General features: G+C 59.3%; 18 protein-coding genes. 7 read left to right on the forward strand and 11 right to left on the reverse strand.

Annotated elements, in window-relative coordinates; translation table 11 throughout:
- Window positions 1-27 precede the first annotated feature (27 nt).
- The 4 genes from ACEN8Q_RS16020 to ACEN8Q_RS16035 all read right to left on the reverse strand — a co-directional run bounded on the left by ACEN8Q_RS16020 (window position 28) and on the right by ACEN8Q_RS16035 (window position 4,000).
- A complete protein-coding gene (locus tag ACEN8Q_RS16020) occupies window positions 28-1,488 on the reverse strand; it encodes a S41 family peptidase (RefSeq protein ID WP_413705503.1) in 1,461 nt (486 codons plus the stop codon).
- A 143-nt stretch (window positions 1,489-1,631) separates the two neighbouring features.
- Window positions 1,632-2,498: a carboxylate/amino acid/amine transporter gene (locus ACEN8Q_RS16025; RefSeq protein WP_413423813.1), complete on the reverse strand. Its 867-nt coding sequence runs from the start codon at window positions 2,496-2,498 to the stop codon at window positions 1,632-1,634.
- A 344-nt stretch (window positions 2,499-2,842) separates the two neighbouring features.
- On the reverse strand, window positions 2,843-3,442 hold the full coding sequence (locus ACEN8Q_RS16030) for an FMN-dependent NADH-azoreductase (RefSeq protein ID WP_057400658.1): 600 nt from the start codon (window positions 3,440-3,442) through the stop codon (window positions 2,843-2,845).
- Window positions 3,443-3,685: 243 nt separating this feature from the next.
- A complete protein-coding gene (locus tag ACEN8Q_RS16035) occupies window positions 3,686-4,000 on the reverse strand; it encodes a 3-phosphoglycerate kinase (RefSeq protein ID WP_413703395.1) in 315 nt (104 codons plus the stop codon).
- A 49-nt stretch (window positions 4,001-4,049) separates the two neighbouring features.
- Here ACEN8Q_RS16035 and ACEN8Q_RS16040 point away from each other — a divergent pair, with 49 nt between their 5' ends.
- From ACEN8Q_RS16040 to aqpZ, 5 genes are all read left to right on the forward strand, one after another.
- Window positions 4,050-4,973 carry a LysR family transcriptional regulator gene (locus tag ACEN8Q_RS16040; protein ID WP_413423817.1) on the forward strand — a complete coding sequence of 308 codons (924 nt, stop codon included), beginning with the start codon at window positions 4,050-4,052 and terminating at the stop codon, window positions 4,971-4,973.
- 14 nt (window positions 4,974-4,987) lie between these two features.
- Entirely contained in the window at window positions 4,988-5,791 is an 804-nt protein-coding gene (locus ACEN8Q_RS16045; RefSeq protein ID WP_008018222.1) for an alpha/beta fold hydrolase, read from the forward strand.
- 3 nt (window positions 5,792-5,794) lie between these two features.
- Entirely contained in the window at window positions 5,795-6,358 is a 564-nt protein-coding gene (locus ACEN8Q_RS16050; protein ID WP_413423821.1) for a peptidylprolyl isomerase, read from the forward strand.
- Between the two features lie 94 nt (window positions 6,359-6,452).
- Window positions 6,453-8,285, forward strand: a complete 1,833-nt coding sequence (locus ACEN8Q_RS16055; protein ID WP_413423823.1) for an ABC transporter ATP-binding protein — start codon at window positions 6,453-6,455, stop codon at window positions 8,283-8,285.
- Window positions 8,286-8,583: 298 nt separating this feature from the next.
- Window positions 8,584-9,282 (forward strand): aquaporin Z, encoded by a 699-nt coding sequence (gene aqpZ, locus ACEN8Q_RS16060; protein WP_057400663.1) that lies wholly within the window; start codon window positions 8,584-8,586, stop codon window positions 9,280-9,282.
- 18 nt (window positions 9,283-9,300) lie between these two features.
- On the opposite strand, the gene ACEN8Q_RS16065 is transcribed toward aqpZ, so the two are convergent.
- Complete coding sequence (locus tag ACEN8Q_RS16065; protein WP_413703396.1) at window positions 9,301-10,425, reverse strand: GNAT family N-acetyltransferase; 1,125 nt, start codon at window positions 10,423-10,425, stop codon at window positions 9,301-9,303.
- A 279-nt stretch (window positions 10,426-10,704) separates the two neighbouring features.
- On the opposite strand from ACEN8Q_RS16065, the gene ACEN8Q_RS16070 reads away from it, so the two are divergent.
- The gene (locus ACEN8Q_RS16070; RefSeq protein WP_413703397.1) at window positions 10,705-12,036 is read left to right on the forward strand and encodes a putative porin; all 1,332 of its coding nucleotides are present in this window, start codon (window positions 10,705-10,707) and stop codon (window positions 12,034-12,036) included.
- A gap of 177 nt (window positions 12,037-12,213) precedes the next feature.
- Here the strand turns inward: ACEN8Q_RS16070 and ACEN8Q_RS16075 are convergent, their stop codons facing one another.
- The 3 genes from ACEN8Q_RS16075 to aceK all read right to left on the reverse strand — a co-directional run bounded on the left by ACEN8Q_RS16075 (window position 12,214) and on the right by aceK (window position 19,506).
- Entirely contained in the window at window positions 12,214-13,335 is a 1,122-nt protein-coding gene (locus ACEN8Q_RS16075; protein ID WP_413703398.1) for a beta-ketoacyl-ACP synthase III, read from the reverse strand.
- A 322-nt stretch (window positions 13,336-13,657) separates the two neighbouring features.
- Window positions 13,658-17,569: an ATP-dependent RNA helicase HrpA gene (hrpA, locus tag ACEN8Q_RS16080; RefSeq protein ID WP_413703399.1), complete on the reverse strand. Its 3,912-nt coding sequence runs from the start codon at window positions 17,567-17,569 to the stop codon at window positions 13,658-13,660.
- Window positions 17,570-17,793: 224 nt separating this feature from the next.
- Window positions 17,794-19,506, reverse strand: coding sequence for a bifunctional isocitrate dehydrogenase kinase/phosphatase (gene aceK, locus ACEN8Q_RS16085; protein ID WP_413423835.1), 1,713 nt, complete (start codon window positions 19,504-19,506; stop codon window positions 17,794-17,796).
- Window positions 19,507-19,687: 181 nt separating this feature from the next.
- On the opposite strand from aceK, the gene ACEN8Q_RS16090 reads away from it, so the two are divergent.
- Window positions 19,688-20,596, forward strand: coding sequence for a DMT family transporter (locus ACEN8Q_RS16090; RefSeq protein ID WP_413423836.1), 909 nt, complete (start codon window positions 19,688-19,690; stop codon window positions 20,594-20,596).
- Between the two features lie 157 nt (window positions 20,597-20,753).
- Here ACEN8Q_RS16090 and ACEN8Q_RS16095 read toward each other — a convergent pair whose 3' ends face one another.
- From ACEN8Q_RS16095 to ACEN8Q_RS16105, 3 genes are all read right to left on the reverse strand, one after another.
- Window positions 20,754-21,617 (reverse strand): DMT family transporter, encoded by an 864-nt coding sequence (locus tag ACEN8Q_RS16095; RefSeq protein ID WP_413423838.1) that lies wholly within the window; start codon window positions 21,615-21,617, stop codon window positions 20,754-20,756.
- A 96-nt stretch (window positions 21,618-21,713) separates the two neighbouring features.
- Entirely contained in the window at window positions 21,714-21,878 is a 165-nt protein-coding gene (locus tag ACEN8Q_RS16100) for a hypothetical protein (RefSeq protein ID WP_162842363.1), read from the reverse strand.
- Window positions 21,879-22,105: 227 nt separating this feature from the next.
- Window positions 22,106-23,044, reverse strand: a complete 939-nt coding sequence (locus ACEN8Q_RS16105; protein ID WP_413423840.1) for an aspartyl/asparaginyl beta-hydroxylase domain-containing protein — start codon at window positions 23,042-23,044, stop codon at window positions 22,106-22,108.
- Between the last annotated feature and the right edge of the window lie 122 nt (window positions 23,045-23,166).

The raw sequence follows: 23,166 nt of genomic DNA on the forward strand, positions 1-23,166 counted from the left end.
CGTGCTTCAGAAATGGCGCCGATCCGATCAAAAATGATCAAGAACCCATTTTTGAACTGCAGGTGTATCGTTTATATCGCCATTAAAAACAAATGGCGGATCATGACTTTGATTGTTTCCTCGAGCTCGGCCTCTCCATACCTTTAACGGCAGCCAGAACTGAGCACCACTCGGCAGAGTTTGAGAGCCTATGTCGATATACAGTGTATCGCCGCTGGTTGGTAACCCTAGATGGACAACCCCCGGAACTGCAAGAACAACGTCCGCAAAGTCTAGACAGGCACTCGCGCAAAAAGAGTCAGTAACCAGTGCAAGCTTGCCTTTAAAACCTTGGGCATTGGATTCTCTCGCTCCTTCTTGGAGGACCGAGGATGCGCTCGGCTGTCGTAACCAGTCTTTCTTCTCGTGAAGCGCGAACTCCATCGATCCGGTCAGACCAAGAACAAACTTATAAGCTTCGCTGTCTTTTCCATAGTCACTCCCCATGGTGGTTAGAGCATTATTGAGCGTTGAGAGTGCAAAAGGAGAGACACGCCACATCGCATACGCACGAGATGGCTCACTCAGGTTTTTTACCCTTTGCGAGCCTAACAGTGCAGAAAGTATTTCAGCACCGACCAAACTGTTACCACCGCGATTGCCTCTTGTATCAAGCACAACCAGCTTGGCATCGTTAATACGCTTGATGGCCTCAAGCATTTTATCCAGGGAAGCATTCTCGGCTGCTGACGGCATGAAATTTGATACATGTATCCAATATCGCCCTTCTCCCAAACTCTGGAGCGATTGAGGAGGCCGGGGTCGGCGCAGGAAAGCCTTCAGCTGCCCGGAATCCTCTTGCCACAGCAACGCAAAGTTTTGTCTTTCTCCATTTGGAAGAGCAACCAGACAGTTTTTTGACAAGTCTCTCGACAGTACGGGATAACTGGCATCATCGAGAGTTAACTGCTGAGCCAAATGCAACCAGGTGGACTGTAGATCAAGTCTGCGATCAATATATGGAGATATTTCATTCTCAATTCTCTCGCGGACCGATTTGTTATCACACGATATAACCTCGGAGCCTATCGGCGGCAGCGGTACAGGCCAATTTTCAGCGACGTGCCTTACAACAAAACTCCGACCTCGCATATCCAGAATGAAACCTGCCCAGGACGAACTTCCTTTATCAGGTTGATTCAGCCCTACGTGTCCGTCCTTGAAGCCTGCAATGTAAAAATTTAGCACGGCCAGGGAGTCTTTCCTTGAGTTGACGCGTCTGGACAGCTGACTGGCATCCAGATAACCCCGTTCAACCCAGTCTGAAAAAGACTCATTTTCACTGTCTATAGCGCCTGGATGAGAAGTAACTACCAGTTGTCGAATGACAGAAAGATCATTAACAGTAATCTCTCTCCAGTCTTTTGCATGTGCCTCATCAGCCAACACGAAAGACGGCAGAACAACAAACAAAAGAAGCATTAAGCATAAACGTTTCAAGAGAAACACATTAGCATTACACGTCATTTAAAAAACCAGGCAAATGATGCTCAGATAGATGTCATCCGAGCATTGCGCACCAGTATGCCAACACTCGCTGCTAACCGAATGCGAGCAGCTCTTCGTCAAAAAATCGCAGCCTGCGGCAACTCCTACACGAATCTGGCTGCGCGCCGGATACCCAACCGACTGATCCACACCGCCAGCAAAATCACCGAACCACCGAGCAACAACCGCCCCAGTTCTTCATGCTGGTTCCAGATCAGCAGATTGATCAGCAAGCCTACCGGCACATGCAGGTTATTCATCACCGCCAGGGTGCCGCCATTGACCAGGCACGCACCTTTGTTCCACCAGTAGAGCCCCAAAGCGGTCGAGACCAGGCCGAGGAACAGCAGCACGCCCCATTGCAGCGGTGCTTCGGGCAGGAAGTTCTGTTTGCCGAACAATAGAAACGCCGGCAACGCCACCGCCAGTGCGCCTAGGTAGAAGAAACCGAAACGGCGGTAATGCGGCAGGTCGCTCGGATGGCGCGCGACCAGGTGTTTATAGAGCACCTGGCCGGCGGCGTAGGTGAAGTTGGCCAGTTGCAGCAAAAGGAAACCCATGAAGAAGTCCGGGTTGATCCGGTCAAAGCGGATCACCGCCGCCCCCGCCACCGCCACCAGTGCCGCGACCAGCGCCCAGGGATTGAAGCGACGATTCAATGCATCTTCAATCAGGGTCACGTGCAGCGGCGTAAGGATGGTGAACAGCAGCACCTCCGGCACCGTCAGTACGCGAAAGCTCAAGTAAAGGCAGACGTACGTCACGCCGAACTGCAACGCGCCGATCAACAGCATGCCACGCATGAATGCCGGTTCCACCGAGCGCCAGCGGGTCAGGGGCAGGAACACCAGCCCCGCCAGCAGCACGCGTACCAGCACGGCGAAGTAACTGTCGACATGACCGGCCAGGTATTCGCCGATCAAACTGAAGGAAAACGCCTGGATCAGCGTGACAATAAGTAGATAGCCCATGCTCGCCTCATTTCGAATGGCGGCGACGATAGCGGGTTTTGCCACTTATCGCGACAGTAGCCATGACGCAAAACCTCTGTGGGAGCGGGCTTGCTCGCGAAAGCGATATGTCATCCAACATTTATGTGGACTGACAGTCCCCCTTCGCGAGCAAGCCCGCTCCCACAAGGTTTTGTAGGTGTTCGTCAAATCGCAGGCAAAAAAAAGCCCGATCTCGCTAAAGCGTTCAATCGGGCCAGAGCACTCAGGAGCAACAAGTGCGAAGGGAGGTTCGATGCGCGTACAGACTTGAAGGGTTGCGCCAGGTCACTAGACCATCCAGCGATTATCTGGCGATTAACCGGTCAGGCCACTTGCGAAAGCCTGGCGTTCGCCTGGTTCAGGCCTTTCTCCTGGAAGTCACCGCCCAGGTTCATGCCTTCGGCGTGGATGAACGTCACGTCGTGGATGCCGATGAAGCCCATGACCTGACGCAGGTACGGTTCCTGGTGATCGGCGGTGCTGCCGGCATAGATGCCGCCGCGAGCCGTCAACACAAAGGCGCGCTTGCCGCTGAGCAGGCCTTGCGGACCGGTTTCGGTGTACTTGAAGGTCACACCGGCACGCAGTACATGGTCGAGCCAGGCTTTCAGGGTGCTGGGGATCGCAAAGTTGTACATGGGTGCGGCCATGACCAGCACATCGGCGGCGAGCAATTCGTCGGTCAACTGGTTGGAGCGCTCCAGGGACGCCTGTTCGATGTCGCTGCGCTGCTCGGCGGGTTTCATCCAGCCACCCAGCAGGTTGATGTCCAGATGCGGCACCGGCTTGACGGCCAGGTCCCGGACAGTGATCTGGTCATTCGGGTGAGCGGCTTTCCACTGGCTGATGAACGTCTGGGTCAGTTGGCGGGAAACCGAGTCTTGCTGACGGGCACTGCTTTCGATGATCAGAACGCGGGACATGGGATGTAGCCTCCATCTGAGAATGCTGTAGGTCGATGGAGTGAAGGTTAAACAGAGTCATATCGATGAAAAAGCGCAAATAACTGCTATAACCCATCAATAAATTCGTTTATAAGCTCAACATACTCTGTGGGAGCGGGCTTGCTCCGGGCGGCGTTCCGACAAATAGGCCGTGTCAGTCGACATCAACGTTGAATGACACACCGCCTTCGCGAGCAAGCCCGCTCCCACAGGAGATTGCTGTCATTTCGGGGTGCAGGTCAGCTCGATGCGCAGCTTGATGATGCTGCGGGTGAATTTGGCGGTGGCATTTTTGTGCTTGCCGGCGGGTACATCGATCTTGCGGCTACGCGGTGCTTCCGGGCCATTGATGAAAACGACCTTGCAGCTCGCATCGACGTCGCCGTAGTTGGCCACCTGGATGGAGCCGATGTCGTTATCCGTGTCGTAGGTCTGGTAATCGATCTTCATGCCGTTGAGGTCTTTTTTTACATCGATCGGGTAAGCCATCGCCGTCAGCGGCAGCAGCGCCAGCAGCACACAACAGAATTTTTTCATTCAGCAGCCTCCAGTAAGGGCTGCCAGCTTAGGACAAGAGGAGCTCAACATGAAAGCGCCCCGCGTGACCCTTGATCAATGGCGAACGCTGCAAGCCGTGGTCGATCACGGCGGTTTCGCCCAGGCCGCCGAGGCACTGCATCGCTCGCAATCGTCGGTCAGCTATACCGTGGCACGCATGCAGGATCAGCTCGGTGTACCCTTGCTGCGCATCGACGGACGCAAAGCCGTGCTGACCGAAGCCGGCGGCGTGCTGTTGCGCCGCTCCCGGCAACTGGTGAAACAGGCCAGTCAACTCGAAGACCTGGCCCATCACATGGAGCAGGGCTGGGAAGCCGAAGTGCGCCTGGTGGTCGATGCCGCTTACCCGAGTGCCCGCCTCGTCCGCGCCTTGACCGCGTTCATGCCGCAAAGCCGTGGCTGCCGGGTGCGCTTGCGTGAGGAAGTGCTGTCGGGTGTGGAGGAAGTGCTGCTCGAAGGCGTGGCCGACCTGGCCATCACCGGGTTCAGTATTCCCGGTTACCTGGGCGCAGAATTGAGCGATGTCGAGTTTGTCGCCGTTGCCCACCCGGAGCATCCCTTGCACCGTCTCAACCGCGAACTGAGCTTTCAGGACCTGGAAAGCCAGATGCAAGTGGTGATCCGCGACTCGGGCCGCCAGCAACCACGGGACGTCGGCTGGCTCGGTGCTGAACAGCGCTGGACCGTCGGCAGCCTGGCCACCGCCACAACGTTCGTCAGCAGCGGTCTGGGGTTTGCGTGGCTGCCCCGGCACATGATCGAACGAGAGCTCAAGGAGGGGACGCTCAAACTGCTACCGTTGGATCAGGGCGGCAGTCGTAACCCGAGCTTTTACCTGTATTCGAACAAGGACAAACCACTCGGGCCGGCCACGCAGATTCTTATCGAACTGCTGCGTACGTTTGACACCGCACCACTGGACGCACCGTTCGCCGCCCCCGAACAAGCCTGACACGGAGTGTATGCATGGCCTATTTCGAACACGAAGGTTGCAACCTGCACTATGAGGAATATGGTCACGGCACGCCGCTGCTGCTGGTCCACGGTCTGGGCTCCAGCACGCTGGACTGGGAAAAACAGATCCCGGCACTGGCCACCCGTTACCGGGTGATCGTCCCGGATGTGCGCGGTCACGGCCGTTCGGACAAACCCCGGGAGCGCTACAGCATTGCCGGGTTCAGCGCTGACCTGATTGCACTGGTCGAACACCTCAATCTCGGGCCGACACACTATGTCGGCCTGTCGATGGGTGGCATGATCGGCTTCCAGCTGGCTGTGGATCAGCCGCAACTGCTCAAGAGCCTGTGCATCGTCAACAGCGCGCCCGAGGTCAAACTGCGCAGCCGCGATGACTATTGGCAGTGGTTCAAGCGCTGGAGCCTGATGCGCGCCCTCAGCCTTGGCACCATCGGCAAGGCGTTGGGCGACAAGTTGTTCCCGAAGCCCGGGCAGGCCGACTTGCGACAAAAGATGGCCGAGCGCTGGGCAAAAAACGACAAACATGCTTATCTCGCCAGCTTCAATGCCATTGTGGGCTGGGGGGTTCAGGAACGACTTTCGAAGGTCACCTGTCCAACCCTCATCGTCAGTGCCGACCGTGACTACACACCGGTGGCACTGAAGGAAAACTACGTAAAACTGCTGCCCGACGCGCGGCTGGTGGTGATCGCCGATTCACGCCACGCCACGCCGCTGGACCAGCCGGAACACTTCAACCAGACGCTGCTGGAGTTTCTGACCGCAGTCGACACCACCACTCAGGATCACTGACCCATGCTGAAAAAAATCGCCCTCGCCGCAGGCTCCGTCCTGTTTGCCGCCAACCTGATGGCCGCTACGCCGGAAAAGGCCCCGCATGTGCTGCTGGACACCACCAACGGCCAGATCGAAATCGAACTGGACCCGGTCAAGGCCCCGATCAGTACCAGGAACTTTCTTGCGTACGTCGACAGCGGCTTCTACAACAACACCATTTTCCACCGGGTGATCCCGGGATTCATGGCCCAGGGCGGTGGTTTCACCCAGCAAATGCAGCAAAAACCGACCAAGGATCCGATCAAGAACGAAGCCAGCAACGGCCTGCATAACGTGCGTGGCACGCTGTCGATGGCGCGCACTTCCGATCCGGATTCGGCCACCAGCCAGTTCTTCATCAACGTCAAGGACAACGACTTCCTCGATCCGGGCCGTGATGCCGGTTATGCCGTATTCGCCAAGGTGGTCAAGGGCATGGATGTAGTGGACATCATCGTCAACTCCCAAACCACCACCAAGCAAGGCATGCAGAATGTGCCTATCGACCCGGTGCTCATCAAGTCCGCCAAGCGCATCGACTGAGACTAAGCTGGACAAGGATGTCCGAGCCGTTGCCGGTGTTTGCCGGCAACGCTCAAACCGTTAAAAGGAGAGCCCGTTCGCGGGCGAACAACCGATGCTTTATCGCCGCTTCGAAAAACTGATCGATGTTTTCCGTGAAGCACCGACGGCGTCTCCGCCGGACCGGGTCTTCCCTTTCTACACCTATTACCTCAAGCAGGTCTGGCCGAGCTTCGCCGCCCTGTTGATCGTCGGCCTGATTGGCGCATTGATCGAGGTGGCGCTGTTCAGCTACCTGAGCCGCATCATCGACCTGGCCCAAGGCACGCCGAACGCCAATCTGTTCCGCGAGCACGCCCTCGAGCTGACCTGGATGGTGGTGGTCGCGCTGGTGCTGCGCCCTATTTTCGTGGGCTTGCATGACCTGCTGGTGCACCAGACCCTGAGTCCCAGCATGACCAGCATGATCCGCTGGCAGAACCACAGCTACGTGCTCAAGCAGAGCCTGAATTTCTTCCAGAACGACTTCGCCGGGCGCATCGCCCAACGCATTATGCAAACCGGCAACTCACTGCGCGATTCCGCCGTGCAAGCCGTGGATGCATTGTGGCATGTGCTGATCTACGCCATCAGTTCGCTGGTGCTGTTCGCCGAAGCCGACTGGCGCCTGATGATTCCGCTGCTGACGTGGATCTTCGCCTTCATCGGCGCCCTCTATCACTTCGTGCCACGGGTCAAGGATCGCTCGGTGGTGGCGTCTGATGCGCGCTCCAAACTCATGGGGCGGATTGTCGACGGCTACACCAACATCACCACCCTGAAGCTGTTCGCCCACACCAACTTCGAACAGCAATACGCCCGCGAAGCGATCAAGGAGCAAACCGAAAAGGCGCAACTGGCTGGCCGCGTGGTCACCAGCATGGACGTGGTCATCACCAGCTTGAACGGCTTGCTGATCGTCTGCACCACCGGCCTGGCCCTGTGGTTGTGGACGCAGTCGCTGATCAGCGTGGGGGCGATTGCCCTGGCCACCGGCCTGGTGATCCGTATCGTCAACATGTCCGGCTGGATCATGTGGGTGGTGACCGGCATCTTCGAAAACATCGGGATGGTGCAGGACGGTCTGCAGACCATCTCGCAACCGGTCACCGTCACCGACCGCGACCAGGCCAAGCCTTTGGCGGTGGCCCGTGGCGAAGTGCGCTTCGAACAGGTGGACTTCCACTACGGCAAGCAGAGCGGGATCATCGGCGACCTCAACCTGACCATCAAGGCTGGTGAAAAAATCGGCCTGATCGGCCCGTCCGGTGCTGGTAAATCGACCTTGGTGAACCTGCTGCTGCGCCTGTACGACGTCGAAGGCGGACGCATCCTGATCGACGGCCAGAACATCGCCCACGTCAGCCAGGAAAGCCTGCGCGAACGCATCGGCATGATCACCCAGGACACGTCGCTGCTGCACCGATCGATCCGTGACAACCTGCTGTACGGCAAACCCGACGCCTCCGACGCGCAACTCTGGGAAGCGGTGCACAAGGCCCGGGCTGACGGTTTCATTCCTTCACTCTCGGACGCCGAAGGCCGCACCGGTTTCGATGCCCACGTCGGTGAACGCGGAGTGAAACTCTCCGGCGGCCAGCGCCAGCGCATCGCCATTGCCCGTGTGCTGCTCAAGGACGCGCCGATCCTGATCATGGACGAGGCCACATCGGCACTGGATTCGGAAGTCGAAGCGGCGATCCAGGAAAGCCTCGAAACCCTGATGCAGGGCAAGACCGTGATCGCCATCGCTCACCGGCTCTCGACCATCGCCCGGATGGACCGGCTGGTGGTGCTGGAAAACGGCAACATCGCCGAAACCGGAACCCACGCCGAACTGCTGGCCCACGGCGGTTTGTATGCACGGTTGTGGCAACACCAGACCGGTGGATTTGTCGGGATCGATTGATCCTGAAGATGGCCACCGAACCTGTGTAGGAGCGAGCTTGCTCGCGATGAACTGGAGAACGCCGCGGGCTGTCAGGCTCCCAGCATTATCGTTGACGACCATCGCGAGCAAGCTCGCTCCTACAGCCGAAAAATTTTAGATAACCGCCAGAGCCCGCCAACAACGGGGCCTGGCGGTTTTTTATGCCTGCTGGAATTCTGAAAAAACCGTGCTGTACTCACTTCAACCTTCTGGAGGTGGTTCTGCAGTCCATCGGCTGGATGCACAAGGCAGCATAATCTCGAAAAGGCACTCTCTCATGTCTCTGTTAAAACGTTCGGCTACTGAGTTGGTAGGTACGTTCTGGCTGGTGTTGGGTGGTTGCGGCAGTGCGGTATTGGCGGCGGCGTTTCCGCAGGTGGGAATCGGCCTGCTCGGGGTGTCCTTTGCGTTTGGCCTGACAGTGCTGACCATGGCTTTCGCCATCGGCCATATTTCCGGCTGTCATCTCAACCCTGCGGTGTCCCTCGGCTTGGTGGTGGGTGGGCGGTTTCCGGCCAATGAGTTGCCGGCCTACATCATTGCCCAGGTCATTGGCGGCGTGATTGCAGCCGCCCTGCTGTACTTCATTGCCAGCGGCAAACCCGGTTTCGAACTGGCGGGAGGCCTGGCGTCCAACGGTTACGGCGAACACTCGCCTGGCGGCTATTCGATGGCGGCAGGGTTCGTCTGTGAACTGGTGATGACCGCGATGTTCATCCTGATCATCCTCGGCGCCACCGATAAACGTGCACCGGCCGGACTGGCACCGATTGCCATCGGCCTGGGGCTGACGCTCATCCACCTGATCTCGATCCCGGTCACCAACACCTCGGTCAACCCGGCGCGCAGCACTGGCCCGGCGCTGATCGTCGGCGGCTGGGCGATTCAACAACTGTGGATGTTCTGGGTCGCGCCGCTACTCGGTGCAGTCGTCGGCGGCGTGCTGTATCGCTGGCTGGGCAAGGAAGACAACTGACACGCCATAAGGTGAAGATCAGCCTTGTCGATAAGGCAAGGCTGACTTCGCATCCTCTGCATAAGCCATCACCCCCAGCCGCTCCTGCTCCAGAAAGTCTTTCACCGCCGCTTTCAACCCCGGATGCCGCAGGTAGTGCCAGGAATGCGTAATGACTGGCTCGAATCCACGAATCAGTTTGTGCTCGCCCTGGGCCCCGGCATCGAAACGCTGGAAACCGTTGGCAATGGCATAGTCCATACCCTGGTAGAAACAGGTCTCGAAATGCAGGCGATCGAACTCCGACAGGCATCCCCAGTAACGCCCATAAAAGCTGTCGCCCCCCACCAGGCTGAACGCCATCGCCACCGGCCGTGAACCCTGTTTGGCCAGCACCACGCGAATCGACTCCGGCATGCGTTCGGCCAACAGGCTGAAAAACGCCCGCGTCAGATACGGCGCTTGCCGGCGCACCGCGTACGTATTGGCGTAGCAGGCATAGACGAAATCCCATTGCGCCTGACTCAGCTCCCGCCCCTCCAGCCATTCGAACTCAAAGCCCTGCCCTGTCACCTGCTCACGCTCCTTACGCATCTGTTTGCGCTTGCGCGAACTCAGCACGTCGAGGAAGTCCTGGAAATCCCGGTAACCGCGATTCTGCCAGTGGTATTGACAGCCAACGCGCTGCAACCAGCCGGGCTGCTCGCTCAGCGCCGCGTCGGTGAACGGATCGGTGAAGTTGATGTGGGCGCTGGAGAGTTGTTCTATCTCAAGGTAGCCCGGCAGGCTGTTCAATAATTCGAAGCCGTCTTCTACCGTGGCCGCCAACAGCCGCGGCCCGCTGACAGGGCTGAACGGCACCGCGGTCAACAGTTTGGGATAGTAATCGATGCCGGCGCGGGCACAGGCATCGGCCCAGGCGTGATCGAACACGTACTCGCCGTAGGAGTGCCACTTGCGATAACTGGGCAGCGCGGAAATCAGGCGCTCACCTTCAACGTGCAGCAAATGCTCGGGCTGCCAACCGGAATGGGGGCCGACGCTGCCGCTGTCTTCCAGTGCGCTCAAGAAAGCGTGACGCAGAAAAGGCTGACTTTCCGGAACCAGGGCGTCCCAGGTCTGCGGGGCGATTTCTGACAGTCTTTGCAGGCGTTGCAACGGCATCACCGTCCTCACTCTTCATGGCGTGAAAGCCCCGCGAGTATCGCCTATCGCTGCGCAATGCACACGGGCAAAACGACGACAGTGCTCTAACTCAATAGTTCACGGCGACTTTGTATCGTCACCGACATGACATCACATTGCCACCGCTCTGTCATAAACCATCGCGATACTGGCGCCTGTTTTTAGAGCGCCGGGTTATACCCGGCCACTGTTTTCCGCCCCTTACGGTCGGTGTGTCCCGGATGGCTCTGTCATCCCCTCTCATCTTCGGAGATTGATATGCGTCTTGCTTCCACGAAAACTGCGGCGGCCTTGTGCGGCGGCCTGTTGCTGGCCATGAGTGTTCCGGCCAGTGCCGCAGTCGACGCCAAACTGCTCGACATGCTCAAGGCTAACGGCTCGATTACCAACGCGCAGTACAGCGAACTGCAAGCCGAGCTGGCCAGGGATCAGAAAGACCAGCAGATCGCCCGTCAGGCTCAGCAAGAGACTAACGAGCAAATCGCGGCCACCGCGAAGAAAACCGACGCACTGAGCACCTTCGACCAGAAGCTGGCGTGGGCCGCCAAGACCCAGTTCAAGGGTGACGTACGTTTCCGTGAAGAAACCGTGCACAACGATGGCGTGCCAAACAACAAGGACCAGGACCGTCAGCGCATTCGTGCCCGCCTGGGTGCCTACAGCGAAATCAACCCGCAAGTCGACACCGGTATCCGCATCGCCACCGGCAGCAACGACGACGCTCGCTCGACCAACCAGGACCTGAACAACTACTTCGACAAGAAGCAGATCTGGCTGGACCAGGGTTACATCGACTACCACCCTGACGCGATCAAGAACCTGCACCTGGTTGGCGGCAAGATGCCACAACAATGGGTGAGCATGGGCGACATCATCTGGGACAGCGACATCAACCCTGAAGGTCTGGCCGTCACCTACAAATACCCGCTGAGCGGCAGCACCGAGCTGTTCGGTAGCGCCGGCCACTACACCCTCAAGGACAACGTCGACGGTGAAGGCGTGCAGTTCAAGCACGACCTGCGTCTGTACGCTGGCCAGTTGGGCGCACGCTTCGCCATCACCGACAGCATGAAAATGACGTTGGGCGGCAGTATCTACTCCTACGACAACGACAAGAACAGTGCCTGCCCTACCTCCGGCACCGTCACCGCTCCATGCGCACTGGCCGTCAACGGCAACAGCCCGAACGAAACCTTCAAACTGTACGAAGGTTTTGGTCAGCTGGACTTCACCAACCTGCCAGTACCGCTGTCGCTGTATGGTCAGTACGTCAACAACAAAGATGCCAGCAACGACCAGGACACTGGCTGGCTGGCCGGTGTGAAGTCCAAGGTCTACGGCTTCAACCTGGACTACAACTACCGCGACGTGCAGCGTAACGCTGTGGTGGGTGCCTTCACCGACTCCGACTTCGCCAACGGCTTCACCGGTTCGCGCGGCAGCAAGCTGAAAGTGAGCTACGACCTGGACAAGAACTTCGCCCTGGGCGCGACCTACTTCATGGCGACCTCGGACCAGACCAACGCCAACATCAAGAAAACCGATTCGGACATCAACACCCTGCAACTGGATGCCGAAGCGAAGTTCTGATTCACCCCGCTACACGACTCGGGCAAGGAAGCCCGGGACGCCTTTACAGCCTGTCATTGTTATCTCGGTCCCCATCATCCTCCGATATAACAACGCCAGGCTGTTTCTGTTTTCTCGTTGTACTTGCGCAAAAAAAATCGCAGCCATTGGCTGCGATTTTTTTTACCGCGAACAATTTCAGCGCTTGCGCAGCAACACGCTACCAATCGAATAACCGGCGCCGAACGAACTGAGCACGGCCAGCGAGCCGGCGGGCAGATCGTCCTGGTTCTTGTGGAACGCAATCACGGAACCGGCGGAACTGGTGTTGGCGTAGGTGTCGAGAATCACCGGGGCTTCCTGTTCGGTGGCATCGCGGCCCAGCAGTTTCTTGACGATCAGGTGGTTCATGCTGAGGTTGGCCTGGTGCAGCCAGAAGCGCTTCACGTCGCTGACGTTGAGCTGGTTTTCCTGCAGATGCTCACCGATCAGTTCGGCCACCATCGGGCAGACTTCCTTGAACACCTTGCGGCCTTCCTGCACGAACAGTTTGTCCCTGGCGCCGACACCCTCTTCCGCCGCGCGGTTGAGGAAGCCGAAGTTGTTGCGGATGTTATTGGAGAACTTGGTCAGTAGCTTGGTGCTGACGATGTCGAACTGGTATTTGGACGTCGCCAGGTCCGCACGTTCGATGATCACCGCGGTGGCGGCATCGCCGAAGATGAAGTGGCTGTCGCGGTCACGGAAGTTCAGGTGGCCGGTGCAGACTTCCGGGTTGACCATCAGGATCGCCCGGGCCTGGCCCAGTTGCACGCTGTTGGCGGCGGTCTGGATACCGAAGGTCGCCGAAGAGCACGCCACGTTCATGTCGAAACCGAACCCCTGGATGCCCAGCGCTTCCTGGACTTCGATGGCAATGGCCGGGTAGGCACGTTGCAGATTGGAGCAGGCGACGATCACGCCGTCGATGTCCGCCGCGGTCTTGCCGGCGCGCTGCAAGGCTTGTTCGGCCGCACCAATGGCCATCTGGCAAAGCACCGACCACTCGTCATTGGAACGCTCCGGCAGGCGTGGGGCCATGCGTTGCGGGTCGAGGATGCCGTCCTTGTCCATGACAAAGCGGCTCTTGATGCCGGAGGCTTTTTCGATGAATGCGGCGCTGGATTCGGTCAACGCTTCCACTTCACCGCGCGCGATGGCATCGGCGTTGTCGGCGTTGAATTGCGCGACGTAGGTATTGAAAGACTGGACCAGCTCTTCGTTGGAAATGCTGTTGGCCGGGGTGTACAGGCCGGTGCCACTGATGACGACTTTATGCATGGTCGTGTCTCTAATCTGTTCAGGCAGAAAGCATTGGCACCGTCGTACCAATACACAAAGGGTCTATTCCCATCCGGGGGACGCAAACCTGGAATCGCTTTATTCCTGCTCGCAACCGGGTCGAAGGCTCTGGGTCGCGAAACCGGCGTTTATGGTCGCGAAGTTTGCCATAAACCTTGGGTTTTCGCCCCTTTTGCGAGAGCGACGCCGCACTTGTAGGAGCGAGCTCGCTCGCGATGGATTAAAGAACGCCGCGGGGTGTCAGACACCCAGCGTTATCGTTGACGACCATCGCGAGCGCGCTCGCTCCTACAGGGGTGTGTCAGGCCTCTACCTGGCTCCACTGCTTGTTCAGCCGCTTGTCGGAGATCGGCACCTTGGTTCCCAGTTGCTGGGCAAACAGCGAAACCCGGTATTCCTCCAGCCACCAGCGATACAACTCCAGCTGCGGATCGCGCTTGCCTTCCTGGGCGTGTTTGCTGGCGCGGGTCTGGTATTGCGTCCACAGGCCGCTCAATTCGCCGCTCCAGACCCGGTCGCGCTGCACCTGGGCACCGATTTTTTCGAAGCGTTGCTCGATGGCCCTGAGGTAACGCGGCAACTCCTTGAGCCACTGCATCGGCGTTTCCCGGACAAACCCCGGATAGACCAGGTGGCTGAGCTGTTGCTTGATGTCGTTCAGAGCCACGGCTTGCGCCAGATCGATCTTGCCCTTGAAGCGCTTTTGCAAGCCGTGCCAGAGCTTGAGGATTTCCAGGGTCAGCTTCGCCACGCGCTCGGCGTGCTCGGTCCAGGCGCCACGCTTGCGTTCAGCCAGGGACGCCAGACCCGCACCGTCACGAGGCAGCGGGTGTTCGCCCTCAAGAATGCAGCTGTCGAGGCTGGCCAGCAGAATGTCTTCCACCAACGCATCGACACGCCCCATATCGCGATACAACAGACCCAATTCGGTCAGGCCCGGCAACTTGCCACGCAGGAACTTCGCCGATTCGGCCAGTTGCTGCATCAGCAGGCGCTGCAGCGCACGGCGATGCTGGAACTCGGCTTCGGCCGGCGTCGAGAAACGTCCTTCCTTGACCGTGCCCGCCTCTTCCACCAGTGCCGGATACACCGTCATCGACAGCCCGGCGATCTTCTGCTGGGTTTTCTCGGCGACGGCGGCAAATACTTTCGGCTCGACGGGCTGCTGGCTTTTCGCGGATTGCGGGACGGCCAGCGCAGCCTGGCTGGCTTCGGCGAAACGCGCAGTCAGCTCGGCCAGATCGCGACCTTCACCGAGGAACTTGCCCTGGCCGTCGACGATTTCCAGGTTCATCCGCAGATGGCTTTCGACCTGCTGCGCCGCCTCGGTCCAGGCTTCATCGCTGACCCGCGCACCGGTCATGCGCAAAAGCTCGCGCCCCAGGGCCTGGGGCAGCGAACCCTCGGCAAAGCTCATGCGCTGCAAGGCCGCCTTGACGAAGTCCGGCACCGGTACGAAGTTCTTGCGCAAGGCCTTGGGCAAGTTGCGCACCAGCGCAATGCACTTGGCTTCGATGACACCCGGCACCAGCCATTCCAGGCGTTCCGGTGGCAGCATCGGCAACAGCGGTGCCGGCACGCGCAGGGTCACGCCGTCCCGTGGATGGTTGGGTTCGAAGTGGTAGCCGAGCGCCAGTTCCAGGTCGCCGATGTGCAGCGTATCCGGATAGTGCTGGGCAGTGACTTCACTGGCTTCGCGGGCCAGCACGTCCTCTTCGCGCATGATCAGCAACTGTGGGTCTTTCTGGCTGTTGATCCGATACCAGCTGTCGAAGGTCGCCGTCTGATGGATCTCCGCCGGCAGTCGCGCGTCGTAGAAGGCGAACAGGGTTTCTTCGTCGGCGAGGATGTCGCGACGACGGGCCTTGGCTTCCAGTTCGTCGAGTTGTTCCAGCAACTGTTTGTTGGCGGTCAGGCACTTGGCCTTCGACTGGATCTCGCCGCGCACCAGTGCTTCGCGGATAAACAATTCGCGAGACACCACCGGGTCCACCGGGCCGTAATGCACCGGCCGACGGCCGACCACGATCAACCCGAACAGGGTGATCTGCTCGAACGCCACGACCTGGCCGCGCTTCTTCTCCCAGTGGGGTTCGAAGTGGTTTTTCTTGATCAGGTGCCCGGCCAGCGGCTCGATCCAGTCGGCATCGATCTTCGCCACCATGCGCGCGTAGAGCTTGGTGGTCTCCACCAGTTCGGCAGTCATCAGCCACTGCGGACGCTTTTTACCGATACCCGACGACGGATGAATCCAGAACCGCCGCTGGCGTGCACCGAGGTAATCACCCTCTTCGGTTTTCTGGCCGATCTGGCTCAGCAACCCCACCAGCACCGCTTTGTGCAATTTCGGATAGTCCGCCGGCTCTTTATTGAGGCTCAACTGCATGTCGCGGCAGATCAGGCTCAGCTGACGATGGGAGTCGCGCCATTCACGCAGGCGCAGGTAATTCAGGAAGTTCTTGCGACACCAGTTGCGCAACGGGCTGGCGCTCAGTGCCTGGCGCTGCTCCTCGAAACCGCGCCACAGATTGACCAGCCCGGCGAAGTCCGAGTCGGCGTCTTTCCATTGGGCGTGGGCCTGATCCGCCGCTTGCTGACGCTCCGGCGGACGCTCGCGCGGGTCCTGGATCGACATGGCGCTGGCGACGATCAGCACTTCCTGCAAGCTGCCGAGCTTCGCCGCTTCGAGCAACATGCGCCCCATGCGCGGGTCCACCGGCAGCCGCGCCAGTTGACGACCGAGTGGCGTCAATTGGCTGTTGCGGTCCACCGCCGAGAGTTCCTGCAGCAGGTTGTAACCGTCGCTGATGGCCTTGCCATCCGGCGGCTCGATGAACGGGAACGCGCTGACCTCGCCGAGACGCAGATGCAACATCTGCAAAATGACCGCTGCGAGGTTGGTCCGCAGGATTTCCGGATCGGTGAACTCCGGGCGACCGAGGAAATCCTCTTCGCTGTACAGGCGCACGCAAATGCCCGGCTCGACCCGTCCGCAACGGCCCTTGCGCTGGTTGGCACTGGCCTGGGAAATGGCCTCGATCGGCAGACGCTGAACCTTGGCCCGGTAGCTGTAACGGCTGATGCGCGCGGTGCCGCTGTCGATCACATAACGGATGCCCGGCACGGTCAGCGAGGTTTCCGCGACGTTGGTCGCCAAGACTACGCGACGGCCTGGGTGCGACTGGAAAATTCGCTGCTGCTCGGCCGGTGACAGGCGCGCGTACAACGGCAGGATTTCGGTGTGCTTGAGCTGGGCCTTGCGCAACATGTCGGCGGCGTCGCGAATCTCGCGCTCCCCCGGCAGGAACACCAGCACGTCACCGGGGCTGCGGCGCTCGCTGCGCTCATGGGCGGCAATTTCGTCGAGAGTGGCGAGGATCGCCTGGTCCACGGTCAAGTCGTCCTCGACGCGGTTGCCCTCTTCGTCCTGCTCCAGGGTCAGCGGGCGATACCAGGTGTCCACCGGGAAAGTACGGCCGGACACTTCGACAATCGGCGCATCGTCGAAGTGCTTGGAGAAGCGCTCCAGGTCGATGGTCGCCGAGGTGATGATGACCTTCAGGTCCGGGCGACGCGGCAGCAGGGTTTTCAGGTAGCCGAGCAGGAAGTCAATGTTGAGGCTGCGTTCGTGGGCTTCGTCGACGATGATCGTGTCGTAGCGTTCCAGATAGCGGTCGTTCTGGGTTTCCGCCAGCAGGATGCCATCGGTCATCAGCTTGATCAGGGTGTTGGAGTCGCTCTGATCCTCGAAACGCACCTGATAGCCGACCAGCGCGCCCAGCGGCGTGCCGAGCTCTTCAGCCACCCGGCTGGCGACGCTGCGCGCAGCAATTCGGCGCGGCTGGGTGTGCCCGATCAGGCCGTGCTGGCCGCGACCGATTTCCAGGCAGATCTTCGGCAACTGGGTGGTTTTACCCGAACCGGTTTCGCCGGCGATGATCAGCACCTGGTGCTGTTCCAGCGCTTTCTTGATTTCGTCGCGCTTGGCGGCGATCGGCAGGCTGTCGTCGTAACGAATCACCGGCAGGCTGGCCTTGCGCGCCAGCACCTGATCACAGGACGCCTGCGTGCGAGTCACCCATTGGGCCAGCTTGGCCTCGTCGGGTTTCTTGCGCAGCTCAAGCAACTGCCGCCGCAGCCGGTGGCGGTCGGCGAGCATGGCGTGATCGAGGTTTTTCAGCAGTTTGTCGATGGAGGGCGATTCGTCGGTCATCGGGTACGCAATTCGGTCGTCTAGTGGCGCAGAAGGCAGATTGTCGCAGATTTAAAGGACAAGCGAGATCCCTTGTAGGAGCGAGCTTGCTCCGGGCGGCGTTCCGACGATGAACTCAAGAACGCCACGGGGTGTCAGGTTTCCCGCGTCACCGTTAACGACCATCGTCGGAACGCCGCCCGGAGCAAGCTCGCTCCTACAGGGGATGCGTACCGGCGCTACTCTTAATCCAGGCCCTTGCGCCGATACGGGAACACATCAATCACCTTCCCCGCCCGAATCGCTTCTTGCAGGCTCTTCCAGTAATCGGCGTTGTACAACTCGCCATGCAGTTGGTCGAACAACCGGCGCTGCCCGGAATCGGCAAACAGGAACGGCGGAAACTCTTCCGGGAACACGTCCAGCGGCCCGATCGAATACCAGGGTTCGGAAGCCATTTCGTCCTCCGGGGTGCGTGGTTGCGGGATGTGCCGGAAGTTGGCCTCGGTAAGGAAGCAAATCTCGTCATAGTCGTAGAACACCACCCGGCCATGACGGGTGACGCCGAAGTTCTTCAACAGCATGTCGCCGGGAAAGATATTGGCCGCCGCCAGTTGCTTGATCGCCAGCCCGTAGTCTTCCAGGGCCTCGCGCACCTGCGCCTCGTTGGCGTTTTCCAGGTAGAGGTTCAGCGGGGTCATGCGTCGCTCGGTCCAGCAGTGACGGATCAGCACCGTGTCGTCTTCCACCGACACCGTGGACGGCGCGACTTCCAGCAACTCCTCCAGACACGCCGGGTCGAACTTGCTCAACGGGAAACGAAAGTCGGCGAACTCCTGGGTATCGGCCATGCGCCCGACCCGGTCGACGCTCTTCACCAGACGGTACTTTTCGATCACCGTGGCGCGGTCGACGTTTTTCGACGGCGAGAAACGGTCCTTGATGATTTTGAACACGGTGTTGAAACCCGGCAGGGTGAACACGCTCATGACCATGCCGCGCACACCGGGGGCCATGATGAACTGGTCGTCGGTATTGGCCAGGTGATTGATCAGGGCCCGGTAGAACTCCGATTTGCCGTGCTTGTAGAAGCCAATCGAGGTGTACAGCTCGGCAATGTGCTTGCCCGGCAGGATACGCCGCAGGAAGCCGATAAACTCCGCCGGCACCGGCACATCCACCATGAAATACGAGCGGGTGAAGGAGAAAATGATCGACACGTCCGCCTCGTCGGTGATAAGCGCATCGATCTGGATGCCGCGCCCTTCGAGGTGCAGCAATGGAATTGCCAGCGGCCATTGCTCGTCGGCGGTGTAGATGCGCCCCACCAGGTACGCGCCTTTATTGCGGTACAGCACCGAGGAAAACAGCTCGACGCTCAACTCCGGGTCCTTGCACACCCAATCCGGCAGGTTCTCGCGCAGTTGCGCTTCGAGGCGGCGCAGGTCCCCGGGCAGGTCGGCGTATTCTTCGCTGAAGCGGTAGTCGTCAAAAATGCTGGCGAGCATTGCCGACAATTGGCCTTGCGGCTTGTAGGTGCGGGTTTGCGCAGCCCGGGCGCGACGCAGGCTCGGCCGGGTGGTGTGGATGAACATGCAGCCGTCGCTGATCAGGTCATGGCTGAACAGCCCGCAGAAGATCGAGTTGTACCAGGTCTCGGACAGCTCATCGTCGAAACGCAGGTCGATCAGGCTGATGTAGGCGCTTTTGACCAGCGGCCAGCAGCTGACGTCCAGCGTGTCGGCGTCAAACGCGGTGCGCAGCCGCTCCACCGTTTCACCGACTTTGTCTTCGTACAGATTGATTCGTGCCGCCGACGCCGATTGCGTCTCTTGCCACAGGGCCTGCTCGAAACGGGCCCGGGCGCCGTCGGTGATCTGGCGAAAATGCTCGCGGTAATCGTCAAAGCCATCGAGGATCAAGCGGGCGATGTCGGCGGCTGGCCATTGCTGCGGCATGTTGAGACCTCTGCGGGAATTCGGAAGGCTTGAGCTTAGCCAGTGAACCGGGTGCAGGAGAAGCGTAATTTTCCGGCCGCCGCGTCATCGACGCCCTGAAGAGTTCAACGTCCGGTTTTCGGTTGCCATCGATCTCACACTCAGCAACACTTTCGCCCCTCCCTCAAGGAAGGAACGCACTGTGAACCCCGTCGATATTTTCCGTTTACTGTCCCTGGCGGCCATTTGGGGTGCGAGTTTTCTGTTCATGCGCATCATCGCCCCGGTGATCGGCTCCCTGCCTACTGCGTTTTTCCGCGTGTCGATTGCCGCGGTCGGGCTGTTGGTGATTCTTGGCCTGATGCGCACCAGCTGGGATTTCAAAGGCAAACTCAAGACCGTGATGCTGCTCGGGGTGATCAACTCCGGCATCCCGGCGACCCTGTACTCCGTTGCCGCCCAAGTACTGCCCGCCGGTTATTCGTCGATTTTCAACGCCACCACGCCGCTGATGGGCGTGCTGATCGGCGGCCTGTTTTTCCATGAAAAGCTCACCGCCGCCAAGCTCGGCGGAGTTTTTCTCGGGCTGTTCGGGGTCGGCGTGCTGACCCGCGCGGGCCCGGTGGCGTTCGATATCGGGTTGTTGATGGGCGCCGTAGCCTGCCTGCTCGCCACCACGTGCTACGGTTTTGCCGGTTTCCTGGCCCGGCGCTGGCTCGATCAGGCCGGTGGTCTCGACAGCCGTTTGTCGGCACTGGGCAGCATGCTTGGCGCGACGCTGTTCCTGCTGCCGCTGTTCGGTTACAGCGTGATCAGCCAGCCACCGGCGAGCTGGGGCGGTTGGAGCGTGTGGCTGTCGTTGCTGGGCTTGGGTCTGGGCTGCACGGCGTTTGCCTACATTATTTACTTCCGGCTGCTGAGCTCGATTGGTCCGGTGAAATCGATGACCACGACCTTCCTGATTCCGCTGTTCGGGGTGTTGTGGGGGGCGATGTTTCTCGACGAGCCGCTGTCGATGGCGCATATCTATGGCGGGGTGTTGATTGCGCTGGCGTTGTGGTTGGTGTTGAAGCCGGCTGCCGTGAAACCGGGTTTGGTGACTGACCGATAGTTTTATAGTGCTGCTTATGACGCCTTCGCGAGCAAGCCCGCTCCCACAGTGATTCGAGTCGTACACAAATTTTGTGTTCAGCACTTGAACCTGTGGGAGCGGGCTTGCTCGCGAAGACGGCCGATCAGACGCCAAAAATCACAAAGTTTGTCCGCAATTAAGCGGTTTTACGGAAGACGAATACCAGACCGACGATGATCAACAGCATGCCGAACAGGCTCAACATCGCCAGGCGATTGCCAAAGATCAGATAGTCCATCACTGCCGTTACCGCCGGCACCAGGTAAAACAGGCTGGTGACGTTCACCAGATTGCCTCGAGCGATCAAGCGGTACAGCAACAACGTCGCCAGCACCGACACCACCAGCCCCATCCACAGCACCGGCAGGATGAAACCGCTGCCGTGTTCGAAGTGAAACGGCTGGAAGGGTACGAAGACCCCGCATAACAACAGCCCCGCGAGGTATTGCACCGGCAGCGTGCCGAGGGGATTGTCGGTGATGCGTTTCTGCATGATCGAACCGAACGTCATGCTCGCCAGCGCGAGCAAACCGAAAAGCATCCCGGCTAGCGACATCCCGGCCAGTCCGATGCCCTGATAAACCACCATGATCAACCCGCTCAGCCCCAGGGCCAGACCGAACATCCGGCTCCAGGAGCGCTGACGCTCCATCAGCACCACGGTGAGGATCGGCTGCACGCCCATGATGGTCGCCATCACCCCGGGCGTGACCTTGAGGTCGAGGGCCAGCAGATAGAAAATCTGATAAGCCCCCAGCAACACCACGCCCGTGGCCATCGCATACATCATCGGTTTGCCGCCCTTGGGCAGCTTCAGCTTGAGCAACGGCACCAGCAACACCAGGCCGCAGAGCGCAATGACGAAACGGAACATCAGGAAGGCGAAGGGCGACGCGTGGGCCAGGCCCCATTTGGAGAAAATCGCCCCGCTGCTCCACAGCAGAACGAACAGGCTCGTGGACGCCGCCGCGAGCGCGGACTTTTTCGAAAGGACAAGCATGAATACCACCTGTAGTCAGGCAAAAAGCCAACTCAGCCGAAGCTGAAATTCAGTCGTTTTTTTCAGGCAGGCAGGGGACCAGCAGAAAGCAGCTGATCAGCCCGAAATGCCAACGCCTGGCGGCGAGACCACCGCGCACACTGGCGTGCGACTGACAGGAGGGGGGTAATGACTGATCTGCCCGGGCTGCTGATTCCCGCACGGCACGACGCCAGCGTTGACCGCTGAATCGACTACCGCGTTGATGAGGGATGCAGGCATTGGGCTGATCTTTGCTCGAGGGATAAAAACGTGAGTCCGAACTCACCGTGCGCCGACTATAACCAGCGTTCGACATGGATTGCAACGACTTGGCCAACAGGCCAGTAACGACAGTCGGCTCAGAGTCCGCATTGTGCAGCTTTTTTTTGGGGGGGCTCTGGATTCCGTGAAGAATCATAAAAAAACCGCTCACTACGAGCGGTTTTTTTTGTTTCCAGGAGCGCCTGTCAGCCAAACAGCCAATACCCCAACAACGTCAGCACCGCCACCGCCAGTACCGGGCGTAGTACACGGTAGGCCTTGGGATTGCGCCGCTTCCATTGCTTGACCACACCACTGAATTTGTCGCTGGAGTTCTTGCTCCAGGCATAGGCCTGGTTGATCCCGCCCACACGCTCGTCGTCCAGGTTCTGAGGAGCGGTGGCGCGACCCAGCCAGGCGCTGATACTGCGATTGATGCGGGTCATGAAGCGATTGCTCAGTGGACGCTCGATATCGCAGAACAGGATGACCCGGGTCTTTTCCGTTTCATTCTTGACCCAGTGCACGTAGGTCTCGTCGAACATCACGTCCTCGCCATCGCGCCAGGCGTAAACCTGACCGTCGACAAAGATGCGGCAATCATCGGAATTGGGGGTGGACAGGCCCAAGTGATAACGCAGGGAACCGGCAAACGGATCGCGATGCGGGTTGAGATGGCTGCCGCCCGGCAGCAGCGCGAACATGGCGCCTTTGACGTTGGGAATGCTGCTGACCAATTCCACGGTTCTCGGGCACAAGGCTGCGGCCGAAGGCAGCGGTTTGTCGTACCACTTGAGATAAAACCGCTTCCAGCCCTTCTTGAAGAACGAGCCGAAACCGGCGTCGTTGTTCTTTGCCGCCGCACGGATATACCCCTCGTCGAACAAGTGCATCGCTTCGTCGCGAATCACCTCCCAGTTGTCCCTGAGCACATCCAGTTCCGGGAACTTGCTGCGATCCAGATACGGTTTCGAAGGCACACCGGAAAACAGGTACATCAAGGCGTTATAGGGAGCGAACAGCGCCGAATGGTTCACGAACTGGCGCAAAACCGGCAGACGCGCCTTGCCGCGTAAATGCACATAGAGGGTGCTGCCGAGAAACAGCAGCAACAACGAGGCCTTCGCGGCAAACGATAAGGTCATCAACAACTCCTTTGAAGATAAGCGACACGTGCGCCACGTCCATTGTCCGACATGGCTGCTGGCATGATAAACACTACCGACCCGATGAAAAACCTGCACTTTTCAACATTCAATGTTAATGA

Source organism: Pseudomonas sp. Pseusp16 (assembly GCF_047324915.1).
Lineage (GTDB): Bacteria > Pseudomonadota > Gammaproteobacteria > Pseudomonadales > Pseudomonadaceae > Aquipseudomonas > Aquipseudomonas fluorescens_CD.